This is a genomic window from Cellulomonas sp. ES6 (assembly GCF_030053835.1).
Taxonomy (GTDB): Bacteria; Actinomycetota; Actinomycetes; order Actinomycetales; family Cellulomonadaceae; genus Cellulomonas.
On sequence record NZ_CP125655.1, the window covers coordinates 1,772,005 to 1,786,450 of the forward strand.

General features: G+C 75.1%; 11 protein-coding genes and 4 pseudogenes. 4 read left to right on the forward strand and 11 right to left on the reverse strand.

Features of this window, described 5'->3' with window-relative positions; all coding sequences use genetic code 11:
• Positions 1 to 49 precede the first annotated feature (49 nt).
• The 3 genes and pseudogenes from pstS to P9841_RS08360 all read right to left on the reverse strand — a co-directional run bounded on the left by pstS (position 50) and on the right by P9841_RS08360 (position 3,240).
• The gene (gene pstS, locus P9841_RS08350) at positions 50 to 1,165 is read right to left on the reverse strand and encodes a phosphate ABC transporter substrate-binding protein PstS (RefSeq protein WP_283321582.1); all 1,116 of its coding nucleotides are present in this window, start codon (positions 1,163 to 1,165) and stop codon (positions 50 to 52) included.
• A gap of 156 nt (positions 1,166 to 1,321) precedes the next feature.
• Entirely contained in the window at positions 1,322 to 2,035 is a 714-nt protein-coding gene (locus P9841_RS08355) for a response regulator (protein ID WP_283321583.1), read from the reverse strand.
• Between the two features lie 4 nt (positions 2,036 to 2,039).
• Positions 2,040 to 3,240, reverse strand: a pseudogene (locus tag P9841_RS08360) (sensor histidine kinase).
• Positions 3,241 to 3,433: 193 nt separating this feature from the next.
• On the opposite strand from P9841_RS08360, the gene phoU reads away from it, so the two are divergent.
• Complete coding sequence (gene phoU / locus P9841_RS08365; protein ID WP_283321584.1) at positions 3,434 to 4,099, forward strand: phosphate signaling complex protein PhoU; 666 nt, start codon at positions 3,434 to 3,436, stop codon at positions 4,097 to 4,099.
• Between the two features lie 88 nt (positions 4,100 to 4,187).
• Here phoU and P9841_RS08370 read toward each other — a convergent pair whose 3' ends face one another.
• Positions 4,188 to 4,928: a phosphoglyceromutase gene (locus tag P9841_RS08370; RefSeq protein ID WP_283321585.1), complete on the reverse strand. Its 741-nt coding sequence runs from the start codon at positions 4,926 to 4,928 to the stop codon at positions 4,188 to 4,190.
• Between P9841_RS08370 and P9841_RS08375 the strand changes: the two genes are divergently transcribed.
• Complete coding sequence (locus P9841_RS08375; protein WP_349306945.1) at positions 4,927 to 5,457, forward strand: nitroreductase family deazaflavin-dependent oxidoreductase; 531 nt, start codon at positions 4,927 to 4,929, stop codon at positions 5,455 to 5,457. The two genes, P9841_RS08370 and P9841_RS08375, sit on opposite strands and share 2 nt — an antisense overlap.
• A gap of 51 nt (positions 5,458 to 5,508) precedes the next feature.
• Here P9841_RS08375 and mshA read toward each other — a convergent pair.
• The 5 genes and pseudogenes from mshA to P9841_RS08395 form a co-directional block, all read right to left on the reverse strand.
• Positions 5,509 to 6,745: pseudogene (gene mshA / locus P9841_RS08380) on the reverse strand (D-inositol-3-phosphate glycosyltransferase).
• Positions 6,746 to 6,883: 138 nt separating this feature from the next.
• Entirely contained in the window at positions 6,884 to 7,855 is a 972-nt protein-coding gene (locus P9841_RS08385) for an MFS transporter (protein WP_349306959.1), read from the reverse strand.
• A gap of 62 nt (positions 7,856 to 7,917) precedes the next feature.
• Positions 7,918 to 8,358: pseudogene (locus tag P9841_RS19005) on the reverse strand (MFS transporter); the annotation flags it as partial.
• The gene (locus tag P9841_RS08390; RefSeq protein ID WP_283321586.1) at positions 8,303 to 9,367 is read right to left on the reverse strand and encodes a lactonase family protein; all 1,065 of its coding nucleotides are present in this window, start codon (positions 9,365 to 9,367) and stop codon (positions 8,303 to 8,305) included. The gene P9841_RS08390 and the pseudogene P9841_RS19005, both read right to left, overlap by 56 nt.
• 307 nt (positions 9,368 to 9,674) lie before the next feature.
• Entirely contained in the window at positions 9,675 to 10,502 is an 828-nt protein-coding gene (locus P9841_RS08395) for an ROK family protein (protein ID WP_283321587.1), read from the reverse strand.
• Between the two features lie 505 nt (positions 10,503 to 11,007).
• Here P9841_RS08395 and xylA point away from each other — a divergent pair.
• Together xylA and xylB are read left to right on the forward strand one after the other, a co-directional pair.
• Complete coding sequence (gene xylA, locus P9841_RS08400; RefSeq protein WP_222171274.1) at positions 11,008 to 12,195, forward strand: xylose isomerase; 1,188 nt, start codon at positions 11,008 to 11,010, stop codon at positions 12,193 to 12,195.
• Between the two features lie 114 nt (positions 12,196 to 12,309).
• Positions 12,310 to 13,739: pseudogene (xylB, locus tag P9841_RS08405) on the forward strand (xylulokinase).
• Positions 13,740 to 13,811: 72 nt separating this feature from the next.
• Here xylB and P9841_RS08410 read toward each other — a convergent pair.
• A complete protein-coding gene (locus tag P9841_RS08410; RefSeq protein WP_283321588.1) occupies positions 13,812 to 14,150 on the reverse strand; it encodes a histone-like nucleoid-structuring protein Lsr2 in 339 nt (112 codons plus the stop codon).
• 97 nt (positions 14,151 to 14,247) lie between these two features.
• Positions 14,248 to 14,445: a hypothetical protein gene (locus P9841_RS08415; RefSeq protein WP_283321589.1), complete on the reverse strand. Its 198-nt coding sequence runs from the start codon at positions 14,443 to 14,445 to the stop codon at positions 14,248 to 14,250.
• Position 14,446 lies beyond the last annotated feature (1 nt).

Here is a 14,446-nt window from a genome sequence, read left to right on the forward strand (position 1 = left end):
GCCGCGGGCGGGACCGGCGGCCGGGTCGCGGCCGCCGGTCCCCTCCGGCTCAGGACGCCAGGGTGATCGCGTCGATCGAGGCCTGGACGTCGGTGCGCAGCGCGTCGGAGATCGGTGCGGACCCCGCGGCGGACTCGGAGGCCGACTGGCCCTCGGCGCTGGCGATGTACGTGGCGAAGGCCTTGACCAGGTCCACGTCCTCCTGGGTGTCGTACGCCTGGCACACGACCAGGTACGACGCGAGGATCAGCGGGTAGGCGCCGTCGGCGGTCGTCTCGCGGTCGATCGCGATGACGATGTCGCCCTCCTCGCGGGTCTCGTCGCGCGGCGAGGCGTCGAGCGCGGCCGCCGCGGCCTCCTCGGTCGGCGCGACGAACGAGTCGCCGACGCCGATGGAGACGATGCCGAGGTCGCCGGCCTTCGAGGCGTCGGCGTAGCCGATGGTGCCGTCGCCGCCCTGGACGGCCTGGATCAGGCCGGAGGTCTGGGCGCCGGACTCGCCGCCGTCGATCGGCCAGTCACCGGAGGGCTCGTCCGCCCAGGCACCGCCGGACGCGGCGGCCAGGTACTCGGTGAAGTTCTCCGTGGTGCCCGACTCGTCGGAGCGGTGCACGGGCGTGATGGCGGTGCTCGGCAGCGTCACGTCCGGGTTGGCCTCGGCGATCTCCGGCGCGTCCCAGGTGGTGATGGTGCCGTTGAAGATGTTCGCGATGGTCTCGGCCGACAGGTTCAGGGAGTCGACGCCCTCGAGGTTGAAGACCACGGCGATCGGGGAGATGTAGACCGGCAGGTCGACGGCGTTCGAGCCGAAGCAGCGCTCCTGCGCCTGGGCCAGCTCGTCCTCGTCCAGCGCGGCGTCCGAGCCCGCGAAGGCCACGGAGCCGTCGAGGAACGACGTGCGGCCGCCGCCGGAGCCGACGGGGTCGTACGAGACGGTGACGTCGGGGTTCGCGCTCTGGAACCCGGCGCGCCAGGCCTCCATGGCCGACTCCTGCGACGAGGCGCCCGCGCCGACGAGCTCGCCCGAGAGCGAGGTGTCGGAACCGGTGTCGGTGCCGCCGGTCGAGCCGGAGCCGGTCGGGTCGTCCGAACCACATGCCGTGAGGGAGAGGGCGACGACGCCGGCGAGGGCGAGGGCACCCGTACGACCGCGGTTGAGCTTCACGTTGTTCCGTCCTGTCGTGACGCGGCGCGCACCCGTCTGTGCGCGACCTGACGCCGACGCTAGGGAGCGGAGGTGACCAGCCCTCCGTCGCCCGGTGAACCCCAGGTGAACGACCGGCCAATCCTGGCGGGCACCCGCCGCCGCGGACGCGGGCGGCTACGCGGGCCCGTCGTCGAGCAGCTTGTAGCCCAGGCCCCGGACGGTCACGAGCAGGGTGGGGTTCGCGGGGTCGGGCTCGATCTTCGCGCGCACGCGCTTCACGTGGACGTCGAGGGTCTTGGTGTCCCCCACGTAGTCCGTGCCCCACACGCGGTCGATGAGCTGCCCCCGGGTGAGGACCCGACCGGCGTTGCGCAGCAGCAGCTCGAGCAGCTCGAACTCCTTGAGCGGGAACGCGACGACCTGGTCGCCGACCGTGACGGTGTGCCGCTCGACGTCCATCCGGACCGGGCCGGCCGCCAGCACGCCGTCGTCCTCGTCGTCCGGGGCGGGCGCCGCGGCCGCCGGTGCCTGGCGGCGGCGCAGCACGGCGCGCACCCGGGCCAGCAGCTCCCGCGAGGAGTACGGCTTGGTGACGTAGTCGTCCGCGCCGAGCTCCAGGCCGACGACCTTGTCGATCTCCCCGTCCTTCGCGGTCAGCATGATGACGGGGACGTCGCTGCGCGCCCGCAGCTGGCGGCAGACCTCCGTGCCGGACAGCCCGGGCAGCATGAGGTCGAGCAGCACCAGGTCGGCGCCCTCGGCGTCGAACGCGGTCAGGGCGTCCGGGCCCGTCGCGGCGGTGGTGACCTCGAAGCCCTCGCGGCCCAGCAGGTAGGCCAGCGGGTCGCGGTACGACTCCTCGTCCTCGACGAGCAGGATGCGGGTCACGGGGTCAGTCCTCCGGGGTGGGGTCGGCGGGTCGGTCGGCGGGGCCGTCGTCGGGGCGGTCGGGCACGGTCTGGGGGGCGGGGCGGGCCGCCTCGGGCAGCCGCAGCGTGAACGTCGACCCGCGGCCCGGCTGCGACCACACCTGCACGTCGCCCCCGTGGTCCGCGGCGACGTGCTTGACGATCGACAGGCCCAGGCCGGTGCCGCCGGTGTCGCGGCTGCGCGCCGGGTCCACGCGGTAGAACCGCTCGAACACGCGCTCCTGCTCCTCCGCCGAGATGCCGATGCCCTGGTCGACGACGGCGATCTCGACGAGGCCCTCGCACGTCCGCACGCCGACGCCGACGTGGGTCCCCTCCGGGGAGTACGACACGGCGTTGTCGAGCAGGTTCCGCACGGCCTGCACCAGCATCGTGTGGTCGCCGAACACCTGCGCGCCCGTCTCCCCCCGACGTCGAACGCCATCTCCTTGGCGGCCGCGCCGGTGCGGGCGCGGTCCACGGCCTCCGCGACGACCTCGTCCACGTCCACCACCGCGATGTCCTGCAGCGCGCCGGCCACCTGCAGCCGCGACAGCTCGAGGATCTCGTGCACCAGCGCCGAGAGCCGGGCGGACTCCCCGACCATCCGGCCCGCGAACCGCCGGACCGCGACGGGGTCGTCCGCGGCGTCCTGCACGGTCTCGGCGAGCAGCGACAGCGCGCCCACCGGCGTCTTGAGCTCGTGGGACACGTTCACCACGAAGTCGCGGCGGATCGCCTCCAGCCGCCGGGCCTGCGTCCGGTCCTCCGCCAGCACCAGCAGCAGCCCCGGCCCGACCTGCGCGACCCGCACCTGCAGCATGAGCGTCCCCGGGCCGAGCGGACCGCGGGGCAGCTCCAGCTCCGTCCCGGATGACGCCGGTGCGCCGCACGTCCGCGATGAGGTCCCGCACGGCGGGATGCACCACGGCGCCGTCCCGCACCACGTTCAGCGCGTACGCGGGCGGGCTCGCGCGCACGACCCGGTCGTCGTCGTCGAGCACGACCGCCGCGGACCGCAGCACCGCGAGCACCCGGACGAGGCCGTCGTCGAGCTCCCGCTCCGGCGGCTCGGGGAGTGTGCTGCGCGCGCTCGCTCCAGCGGAACGCCAGCGTCGCGCCGATGCCCGTCACCAGGCCGAGCGCGCCGGCGAGCAGCACGACGAAGCCGTTGAGACCCTCCACGTGCGTCAGCGTACGGTCGCCGCGGGGTGCCACGGGCCGTGCGGGCCCGCGCCGGGCCGCGCGGCGCCCAGTGTTCACCGCCGTTCACCTGGGGGCGGCCGATCGTTCACCGCGCCGTTCACCTGGTCGTGCGAGCGTGGCACCCGGACTGTTCTGTGCCCCAGACGCGCGCACGCGCGGACGAGAGGAAACCATGCGGGAGATCTTCGACGCCGAGCTCAAGCAGCTCGGTGACGACCTGGTCGCGATGAGCCGGCGGGTCGAGCACGCGATCGCGGCGGCCGGGCAGGCGCTGCTGCGCCAGGACCTGGCCCTCGCCGAGACCGTCATCGCCGACGACCTGGCGATCGACGCGCTGGAGCGGGACCTCGACGAGCGCTGCGTCCTGCTGCTCGCCCAGCAGCAGCCGGTCGCCACGGACCTGCGGGTCGTCGTGTCGGCGCTGCGGATGAGCGCCACCCTGGAGCGCATGGGCGACCTCGCCCGGCACGTCGCCCAGGTGGCGCGGGCCCGCTACCCCCACGGGGCGATCGACCCGGCGCTCATCGGGGTGTTCACGGAGATGAACGACGCGGCGGTGCGGGTCGCCCAGCGCACCACGCAGGTGCTCAGCACGCACGACCTCGCCGAGGCCGAGGGCATCGAGCGGGACGACGACCTGCTCGACAGCCTGCACGAGGAGACGTTCCGCGTCCTGCTCGGCGGCTCCTGGACGGGCACGCCCCAGCAGACCGTCGACGTCACGCTGGTCGGCCGGTACTACGAGCGGTTCGGGGACCACGCCGTGTCCGTCGCGCGGCGCATCGTGTTCCTCGTGACCGGCGAGTTCGCCGCGGAGCGTTCCGCCACCACGCGCTGACACCGCCGCCCCGCGCCGGGGCGGAGACGACGAGGGCCCGGTCCGACGGCTGTCGGACCGGGCCCTCGTGCGTGCGTGCGACCGGGGCTCAGCGGCCCTGGTTGGCGACCGCGGCGATGGCCTCCGCGGCGGCGTCCGGGTCGAGGTACGTGCCGCCCGGGTTCGTGGGCTTCAGCGTCTCCTCGTCCAGGTGGTAGACGAGCGGGATGCCCGTCGGGATGTTGATCCCGGCGATCGTCGCGTCGTCCACGTCGTCGAGGTACTTCACGATCGCGCGGATCGAGTTGCCGTGCGCGGCCACGAGCGTGGTCTTCCCGGCCTTGAGGTCCGGGACGATGTCCGACTGCCAGTACGGCAGCGCGCGGTCGAGCACCTGCTTGAGGGCCTCCGCCCGCGGGATCGGCTCACCGGCGTAGCGCGGGTCCTGGTCCTGCGAGAACTCCGAGCCGAGCTCGATGTCCGGCGGCGGCACGTCGTACGACCGGCGCCAGAGCATGAACTGCTCCTCGCCGTACTGCTGCAGGGTCTGCTTCTTGTCCTTGCCCTGCAGGTCGCCGTAGTGGCGCTCGTTCAGGCGCCACGAGCGCTTGACCGGGATCCACAGGCGGTCGGCGGTGTCGAGCGCGTAGTTCGCGGTCATGATCGCGCGACGCAGCAGCGAGGTGTGCACGACGTCCGGGAGCACACCCGCGCCGGTCAGCAGGGTGCCGCCGCGCTTGGCCTCCGCGACGCCCTTCTCGGACAGCGCGACGTCGACCCAGCCGGTGAACAGGTTCTTGGCGTTCCATTCGCTCTCGCCGTGGCGGAGCAGAACGAGGGTGTAGGTCATGGGTCCCATCCTGCCGCACCCGGCCGCGACGCGTCGGGGGACGTTCGGCCCGCGGAACACGGCCGGCCCGGTGCGCGTTGTCGCGGTCATGCCGATCACCGGAGAGTACGCACCGAGCACCGACACCCGGACCCGCGAGCAGGTGGAGCTCTACGAGAGCTCCGGCGGCACGCAGGGCACGACGATGCGCGGGATGCCCGTCGTCGTCGTCACCATGCGGGGAGCGACGTCCGGCAAGGTCCGCAAGATCCCGCTGATGCGCGTCGAGCACGACGGCACCTACGCGGTCGTGGCGTCGCTCGGCGGCGCGCCGAAGCACCCCGTCTGGTACCGGAACCTGCTGGCCGACCCGCACGTCGAGCTGCAGGACGGCCCGGAGCGGCGCGACTACGTGGCGCGCGAGGTCACGGGCGCCGAGCGGGACCTGTGGTGGGACCGCGCCGTCGCGGCCTACCCCGACTACGCGGACTACCAGCGCCGGACCGAGCGCGTGATCCCCGTGCTCGTGCTCGAGCCCGTCGGGGCCTGACCCCGGGCACCCCGGGCACGGGCCCTGCCGGGCTCCCGCCCGGGGCGCGCGTCAGAGCACGAGGCGGGCGCGCCGCTCGGAGGCGAGGGCGTAGACCTTGAGCACCTGCTCGGCCGTCGCGTCCCAGCCGTACTGCTCGGCGACCCTCCGCGCGCCCCGCCGCCACGGGCCGCGCACCGCCGGGTCGGCGAGCGTCGTCGCGAGCGCGTCAGCCCACACGACCGGGTCGTGGCCGCGGACCTGACGGCCGGAGACCCCGTCCTGCACCACCGACCGCAGTCCGCCGACCGCCGACGCGACGACGGGGGTGCCGGCGGCCTGCGCCTCGACGGCGACCAGGCCGAAGGACTCGGACCGCGACGGCATCGCGACCACGTCGGCGGCGGCGAACCACCGCGCCAGCTCCGCACGCGGGACCGGCGGACGGAACAGCACGTGCTCCGCGACCCCCTCGGTGGCGGCGAGCGCCTGCAGCTCCCGCAGCGCCGAGGCCCGGCCGCTGGGCCCGCCCAGGACCACCAGCAGCGGCAGCGGGCGGCCGGTCGCGCGCAGCACGCCGAGCGCGCGCACCAGCACGTCCGGCGCCTTCAGCGGCTGGACGCGACCGGCGAACAGCACCACGTCCCGGTCCGCCGGCAGGCCCAGCTCCCGGCGCAGGTCCGCGACGTCACCGGGCCACGGCCGGAAGGCCCGCAGGTCGACCCCGGCGCCACGACGTGCACCCGCTCCGGGTCCGCGTCGTACATGCCGACCAGGTCGTGCGCCTCCTCGGCGGTGCTGGCGACCAGCGCGTCCGCGGCGGCGACCACCTGCTCCTCGCCGATGACGCGCGTCGCCGGCTCGGGGCTGTCCCCGGGGCGAGCGCGGCGTTCTTCACCCGCGCCATCGTGTGCATCGTGTGGACCAGCGGCACGTCCCACCGCTCCGCCGCGAGCCAGCCCACCTGGCCGGAGAGCCAGTAGTGGGAGTGCACCACGTCGAACCAGCCCGCGGGTCGCGTCGCGCCGAACCGCAGCACGCCGGCCGCCATGGCGCAGAGCTGGCCCGGCAGGTCGTTCTTGTCGAGCCCCTCGTACGGCCCCGCGGGGACGTGGTGCACGAGCACCTGGTCGGCGGTCCCGTCGAGCGGCACCGTCTCCGGCAGCGCGGACGAGGTCGCGCGCGTGAAGATCTCCACCGCGGCGCCCCGGCGCGCCAGGGCCCGTGAGAGCTCCGCCACGTAGACGTTCATCCCGCCGGCGTCGCCCGTGCCCGGCTGGTCGAGCGGCGACGTGTGCACCGACAGCATGGCGATGCGCTGCTGCGGCACGGCGGGCTCCTGCGGGCGACGGACGGTGGACTGCTCCCATTGTCCGTCATCCGCGGGGTCCCGCGACGCGGACCGCGCACACCCGGGGACGCCCGGGGTACGCCGCGGGCCGGCGCGTCAGGCGCGAGCGGCCCGGAAGTCCTCCTCCAGCTGCTCCAGCGACCGGTCCCGCGTCTCGGGCAGCACGAACCGCACGAACAACCACGACAGCACGTTGAGACCGGCGAACACCAGGAACGTCCCGTTGACGCCGATGCCCGCGACGACCGTCGGGAAGAACCCGGAGATCACGGCGTTCGACGTCCAGTTCCAGAACACGCACAGCCCGATCGCGAACCCGCGCACACGCAGCGGGAACAGCTCGGCCAGGACCACCCAGCACACCAGCCCGACGGACGCCTGGTTGAAGCCGACGAACAGCACCAGGAACGCCGTGACGGCCACCGAGCGGCCGGGCCCCTCCGGCAGCGCCGCCGAGCACAGGGCGATCATCAGGTGCGACGCGATGATGCCGGTGAGGCCCACCAGCAGCAGCGAGCGGCGGGTGACGCGGTTGATGACGCGCAGCCCGATCAGCATGCCCGCCACCGAGAACACCCCGTTGAGCACGTTCGCGACCAGCGCCACGTCGCCGGAGAACCCGGACTCCCGCAGCAGCTGGGTGCCGTAGTACATGACGGCGTTGATCCCGCCGAGCTGGTTCACGACCGCCACGCCGATGCCGACGAGCACGAGGCGGCGCACCCACGGCAGCCGCAGCTCGGACCAGCCGCTGCGCGCCGGTGACTCCGCGCGCTCCTGCTCGACGAGCTCGCGCACCTCGAGCAGCTCCGCGGCCGCGCGCCCCGGGTCACGCACCTGACGCAGGACCGCGAGCGCGTCGTCGTCCCGGCCGCGGCTCAGCAGCCAGCGCGGCGACTCCGGCATCCGCAGCATCCCCGCGAACAGCGCGACGGCCGGCACCGCCTGGACGGCGAGCATGTACCGCCACACGCCCGCGTGGTCCGACCACACCGTGCCGATGACCGCGTTGACGACGAACGCCGCGAGCTGACCGACGACGATGGCGATCTCGTTGCGGCCCGTGATCGCGCCGCGGCGCGCTCCGTCGGCGCCAGCTCCGCCAGGTACACCGGCACCGTCACGGACGCGCCACCCACAGCCGCACCGAGCACCAGCCGCATCGGCACCATGACCTCGAACGACGGCGCCGCGACGCTGCCCAGCGCCCCGAGGAAGAACACCACGGCCAGCACGACGAGCGTGCGCCGCCGCCCCAGCCGGTCCGCGAGCCGCCCGCACACCAGCGCCCCGAGCGCCGCGCCGACCAGCAGGCTGCTCGTCACCAGCCCCTCGGTCGCGGGCGTGAGCCCCAGGTCCGCCACCATCGGGTCGAGCGCCCCGTTGATGACACCCGTGTCGTAGCCGAACAGCAGGCCGCCGAACGTCGCGACCACCGTGATGACGTCGAGCCGCCGCAGGTGCGGCCCGGCCAGCAGCGGGGCAGCGCGCGGCGCGCGCCCTCCGGGACCGCGGTCATGCCGGCACGACGCAGGCCGGGGCCGGCAGGGGCACGCGGGAGACGACCGCACCGTCGCGCAGGACCGTGAGCGTGCCCCCGCGCTCGTCCGCCACCACGGTCCAGCCGTCGACCACCGCGAAGTGGCGGGGCCACGCGCCGGGCAGCGCCGTCTGGCCGGCCGGGGCGAGCGTGCCGTCCGGGGCGGGCGCGAAGGTGGCGAGCACGTCCGCGCCACGCGTCGCCACCAGCACACGGTCGCCGACGCGGTCGATGTGGGACGGCAGCGGCCGGCCGCCCGACCCGGAACCGGCGCCGTCCTCGGAGGCGGGGACGTGCTGCACCACCCGCCCGGACGCCGTCGCCGCGTCCCAGGCCAGCACCGCCACCGTGACGTCGAGCTCGCACGCGACGTACGCGATCCGGCCGTCCGCGGAGAACACCAGGTGCCGCGGGCCGGAGCCGGGACGCAGCGTCGCGGCGACGCCGTCCTCGGTGAGCAGCCCCGTGCCCGCGTCGCGCCGGTACCGGCGGATCTCGTCCGTGCCGAGGTCGCACACCAGCAGGTGGGCGCCGTCCGGGGTCAGGGCGGCGAAGTGGGCGTGGGACCCCTCCTGGCGGCCGGCGTCCGGGCCGGAGCCCTCGTGCGTCAGCACCTGGGCGGGGTCACCGGCGGCCGGGCCCTCCGGGCCGATCGCCAGGACGGCCACCGAGCCCGACGAGTAGTTCGCCACGTAGGCCACCCGGCCCGCCGGGTCGAGCAGCACGTGGCACGGGTCGTCGCCGCCGCTCGACGCCGAGCCCGCGGGCACCAGGCCCGGCCGGCCGTCGGGTCCCGCGACCACGCGGAAGGCGGACACCGTCCCGGCGGCGTGCTCGCCGACCGCGAGCAGCAGGCCGGCCTGCCGGTCGACGGCCACGAACGAGGGCGCGGGCGACTCGACGACCAGCACGGGTCGGCCCAGCTGCCCCGTGCCCGTGTCGAGCGCGACGCGCCAGATGCCCTCCCCGACCCCGGCGGGCGTCCCCGCGCCGGCCGAGGGGTAGGTCCCGATCCACAGGTCGCGCAGGTGCTCCGTCACGGCGAGGACTCTAGGCGACACCACCCCCACCCGCCGCGCCCACCCCCACTCCCCTCCCCACCAGCACCGTCGGAGGCTCCGACGGGTCGTCGTGGTGCTCCGCGGACCACCACGATCCCGCGCGCCCACCACCGAGCACGTTCCGGAGCCTCCGAGGGGCGGGCGAGCGGCGGCGGGCAGTCAGGGTGGCGAGGGGCAGGGGTGGCGAGGGGTCAGGGGTGGGGCGGGAGGTCAGGGGGTGGTGGGGGGTCCAGCCAGGCGGCGGGGTCGGCGGCGACGGCGCGCAGGACGACGACCGCCGCGCCGGTCATGGCGGCGTGCGAGCCGCCCTGGGCGACGCCGACGCGGGCGTCCTCCCACGCGGCGCGAGGACGCGGGAGCGGAGCTGGGCGACGACGGCGTCCGTGAGCCAGGGGGCGAGGGGGGCGTAGATGCCGCCGAGCACGATGGTCTCGACGTCGACGAGGTTGACGAAGTTCGCGAGCGCGACGCCCAGGGCGTCCCCGGCGGACCGCAGGGCCCGGGCGGCGCGCTCGTCGCCGGCCGCGACGGCGCGCAGCAGGGCGTCGACGGGCTCCTCGACGTCACGGCCGGCGGCCCGGAGCAGGGCGTCCTTGCCGGCGTACTGCTCGAGGCAGCCGCGGGCGCCGCACGTGCAGCGGGGACCCTGCTGGTCGACGACGGTGTGGCCGAGCTCGCCGCTCCACCCGTGCCGGCCGGCGAACACCTCGCCGTCGAGCACGATCGCGGCACCGATGCCGACCTCGCCGGAGACGTAGAGGAACGACTGGCCGGCGGCGCCGGTGCGGGCCTCCGCGCGGGCGGCCAGGTTGGCCTCGTTGGCGAGCCGGACGGACAGCCCGTCGAGCTGCGGGTGCGCGCTGAGCAGCGTGACGACGTCGACGTCGCGCCACCCGAGGTTCGGCGCGAGCCGCAGCGGCCCGGTCACGCGGTCGACGAGCCCGGGCAGCGCCAGGCACATGCCCGCGAGGCGCGCCCCGTCCGGCAGCGCGGCCCGCACCTCGCCGACGAGGCCGGCGAGCAGCCCGAGGACGTGCGCCGGGTCGCTGTGCCGGAAGTCCCCGACGGTGGTGCGGTCGGCCACGAGGTCCCCGGCGAGGTCGACCGCGCGCACGCCGATGTAGTCGACGTTGACCTCGGCGCCGAGACCGACGACGGTGCCGGACGCCGGGACGAGGGGGACGGCCGGTCGACCGGCCCGGGCGGTGGTCAGCGGCGGCAGCTCGGCGACGAGCCGGGCGCCGACGAGCAGGTCGACGAGGGCGGAGACGGCACCACGGGTCAGGCCGGTGGCCGTGGCGACGTCGGCGCGGGACGGCGGGGCCTCCCCGCGAGCGCGGCGTCGAGCACGTGCCGCAGGACGAGCGCGAGGTTGTGCTCCCTCAGCGACCCCTGACGCGCGGGCCGCGCGGGCGACCGGCGGCGGGCGGCGGTCCCGGACGGGGCGCCGCGACCGCGCCGAGCGGCACGCCGGCGGGCGGCGCGGCGGGGTCGGCGGCGGGGTCGGTCACGCGGTTGACCCTAGCCGGTTCCGGCGATAAGTTCATCCACAAGACAAACCCCGCTGTGCTCGCAGTGTCCGCAGCGGCCGCCGTGTTCTCGATGAGGAGTGAACCCCGATGGTGCGCACGCCTACCCCCGCCGACAAGTTCTCCTTCGGTCTCTGGACCGTCGGCTGGAACGCCCAGGACCAGTTCGGCTCGGCCAGCCGTCCGTGGCTCGACCCGGTGGAGTCCGTCCACAAGCTCGCGGAGCTCGGCGCCGCGCACGTGACGTTCCACGACGACGACGTGGTGCCGTTCGGCTCCGACGCCGCCGAGCGCGACCGCATCCTCGCGCGCTTCAAGCAGGCGCTCGCCGACACCGGCATCACGGTCGAGATGGTCACGACCAACACGTTCAGCCACCCGATCTTCAAGGACGGCGCGTTCACCTCGAACGACCGCCGCGTGCGCCGCTACGGCCTGCGCAAGGTCATCCGGAACGTCGACCTGGCCGCCGAGCTCGGCGCCGACACGTTCGTCATGTGGGGCGGCCGCGAGGGCGCCGAGTACGACTCGGCGAAGGACCTGAACGCCGCGCACGACCGCTACGCCGAGGGCATCGACACCGTCGCGGCGTACATCAAGGAGAAGGGCTACGGCCTGCGGATCGCCATCGAGCCGAAGCCGAACGAGCCCCGCGGCGACATCCTGCTCCCGACGATCGGCCACGCGCTGGGCCTCATCGCCAAGCTCGAGCACGGCGACATCGTCGGCCTGAACCCGGAGACCGGCCACGAGCAGATGGCGGGCCTGAACTACACGTCCGGCATCGCCGAGGCGCTGTGGGCCGGCAAGCTGTTCCACATCGACCTGAACGGCCAGCGCTCCATCAAGTACGACCAGGACCTGGTGTTCGGCCACGGCGACCTGTTCTCCGCGTTCGCGACGGTCGACCTCATCGAGAACGGCTTCCCGGCCGGCGGCCCGCGCTACGACGGCCCGCGCCACTTCGACTACAAGCCGTCCCGCACCGAGGACTTCGACGGCGTGTGGGCCTCGGCCAAGGCGAACATGGACACCTACCTCATCCTCAAGGAGCGCGCGCAGGCGTTCCGCGCGGACCCGGAGGTCCAGGAGGCCCTCGAGGCGTCCGGCGTGCTCGAGCTGGCCCAGCCGACGCTCGGCGAGGGCGAGACCCTGGCCGACCTGCTGGCCGACCGCTCGGCGTTCGAGGACTTCGACGTCGACGGCGTCGCGGCGCGCGGCTTCGGCTTCGTCCGCCTCAACCAGCTCGCGCTGGAGCACGCGCTCGGCGCCCGCTGAGCACACGCCCGACCGCTGCCGGGGGCGGGTGCGACGACCCACGTCGTGCCCGCCCCCGGCGGTTCCCGTTCCCCCCTCAGCCCTGACCTCCCGAGCACAGCAAGGACGCATGCCATGGCCCTCGTCGCCGGGGTGGACTCCTCCACCCAGTCCTGCAAGGTCGTCGTGCGCGACGCCGAGACCGGGGCGCTCGTGCGCACCGGCCGCGCCTCGCACCCGGACGGCACCGAGATCGACCCCCGGCACTGGTGGGACGCCCTGCAGACCGCCGTCCGCGATGCCGGCGGGCTGGACGACGTCGACGCGGTCGCGGTCGGCGGGCAGCAGCACGGCATGGTCACGCTCGACGCCGACGGCGAGGTCGTGCGCGACGCCCTGCTGTGGAACGACACGCGCTCGGCGCAGGCCGCGCTCGACCTCATCGGCGAGCTCGGCGGGCCGCAGGCGTGGGCCGACGCGATCGGCTCCGTGCCGGTCGCGTCCCTGACCGTCACCAAGCTGCGCTGGCTGCGCGACCACGAGCCCGACGCCGCCGCCCGGGTGGCCGCCGTCGCCCTCCCCCACGACTGGCTGACGTGGCGCCTCGCCGGTCACGGGCCGGGCGCCGCCGACCTCGCCGCGCTGGCCACCGACCGGTCCGACGCGTCCGGCACCGGCTACTGGTCGCCGTTCACCGAGGACTACCGCCGCGACCTGCTGGAGCTCGGCCTCGGGCACGACGCCGTGCTGCCGCGGGTCGTCGCGCCGCACGAGGCCGCGGGGCGCGCGGGCGCCGGCGGTCCGGTGCGCGAGGGGGCGCTGCTCGGGTCCGGCGCCGGCGACAACGCCGCGGCGGCGCTCGGGCTCGGCATGGTCGCGGGGGACGTCGCGATCTCGATCGGCACGTCGGGCGTCGTCTCGGCGGTCGCCGCCCGGCCGACCGCCGACGGCACCGGCATGGTGACCGGCTTCGCCGACGCCACCGGCCGCTACCTGCCGCTCGCCTGCACGCTCAACGCCTCCCGGGTGCTGGACGCCGCCGCGCGGATGCTGGGCGTCGACCACGCCGGCCTGTCCGCGCTCGCGCTGTCCGCCCCGCCGGGGCCGACGGCCTGGTGCTGGTGCCGTACCTCGAGGGCGAGCGCACCCCCAACAAGCCCGACGCCACCGGTGCCCTGCACGGCATGCGGCTGGCGAACACCACGCCCGCCCACCTGGCGCGCGCCGCCGTGGAGGGCATGCTGTGCGCCCTCGCCGACGGCCTCGACGCCCTGCGCGCCCAGGGCGTGCCCGTGGAGCGGGTGTCGCTGATCGGCGGCGGCGCGCAGTCCGAGGCGGTCCGCCGCATCGCGCCCGCCGTGCTCGGCGTCGACGTGCTGGTGCCCACGCCCGGCGAGTACGTCGCCGACGGCGCCGCACGGCAGGCCGCGTGGGTGCTGTCCGGCGCCCAGGAGCCGCCCGCGTGGACCGCGAGCGGAGCGCCCGAGGTGTTCTCGGCGGAGGCCGCCCCGCGGGTCCGCGAGCAGTACGCGTCGGTGCGCGACCTCACGGCCACCCGCCCCTGACCCCGGCGGCCCGACGCACGAAGGCCCGGTCCCCCTCGCGGGGGCCGGGCCTTCGCGTGTCAGGACGACGCGTCAGTGCGCAGCGTCGTACGCCTCGCGGATCTCCGCGGAGATGCGCCCGCGCTCGGAGACCTCGAACCCGTTCTCCTTCGCCCACGCGCGGACGGCGCCCGCGTCGGACGCCCGGCGGGGACGGCTCGCGCCGGCCGATCCGCCTCGGCTGCCGCCGGAACGACCACCGGTCTTGCGCGCGTGCCCGACCCACGTCGCCAGCGCGTCGCGCAGCTCGGTGGCGTGCTCGGTCGTCAGGTCGATCTCGTACGAGACACCGTCGAGCGCGAACGACACCGTCTCGTCGGCGGTTCCGCCGTCAATGTCGTCCACGAGCAGGACCTGAACCTTCTGTGCCATTTCGCCCTCCCGAGCCGTCGGCCGCCGCTTCCCCCGCCACCATCAGCGGCATGTATTCGTGCGGTCCGGAAAAGCATGACACCGTGGTGCGCGCGCGTCAAAGCGAACGCGCACCGGTGTCACTTTTCGGGGGCGTTCCGGGGGATTTCTGCCGCTCGCGGTCCTGCGCATCCAGGCGCGCCAATGCGGCGCGTTCCGTGCGGTCGGCGTTCACCAGTGCCCGGATGACCAACCAGAAGACGAGCCCGACGCCGATCGACGGGATCAGCGCGGCGAGCGCGGGGCCGATGTCCATG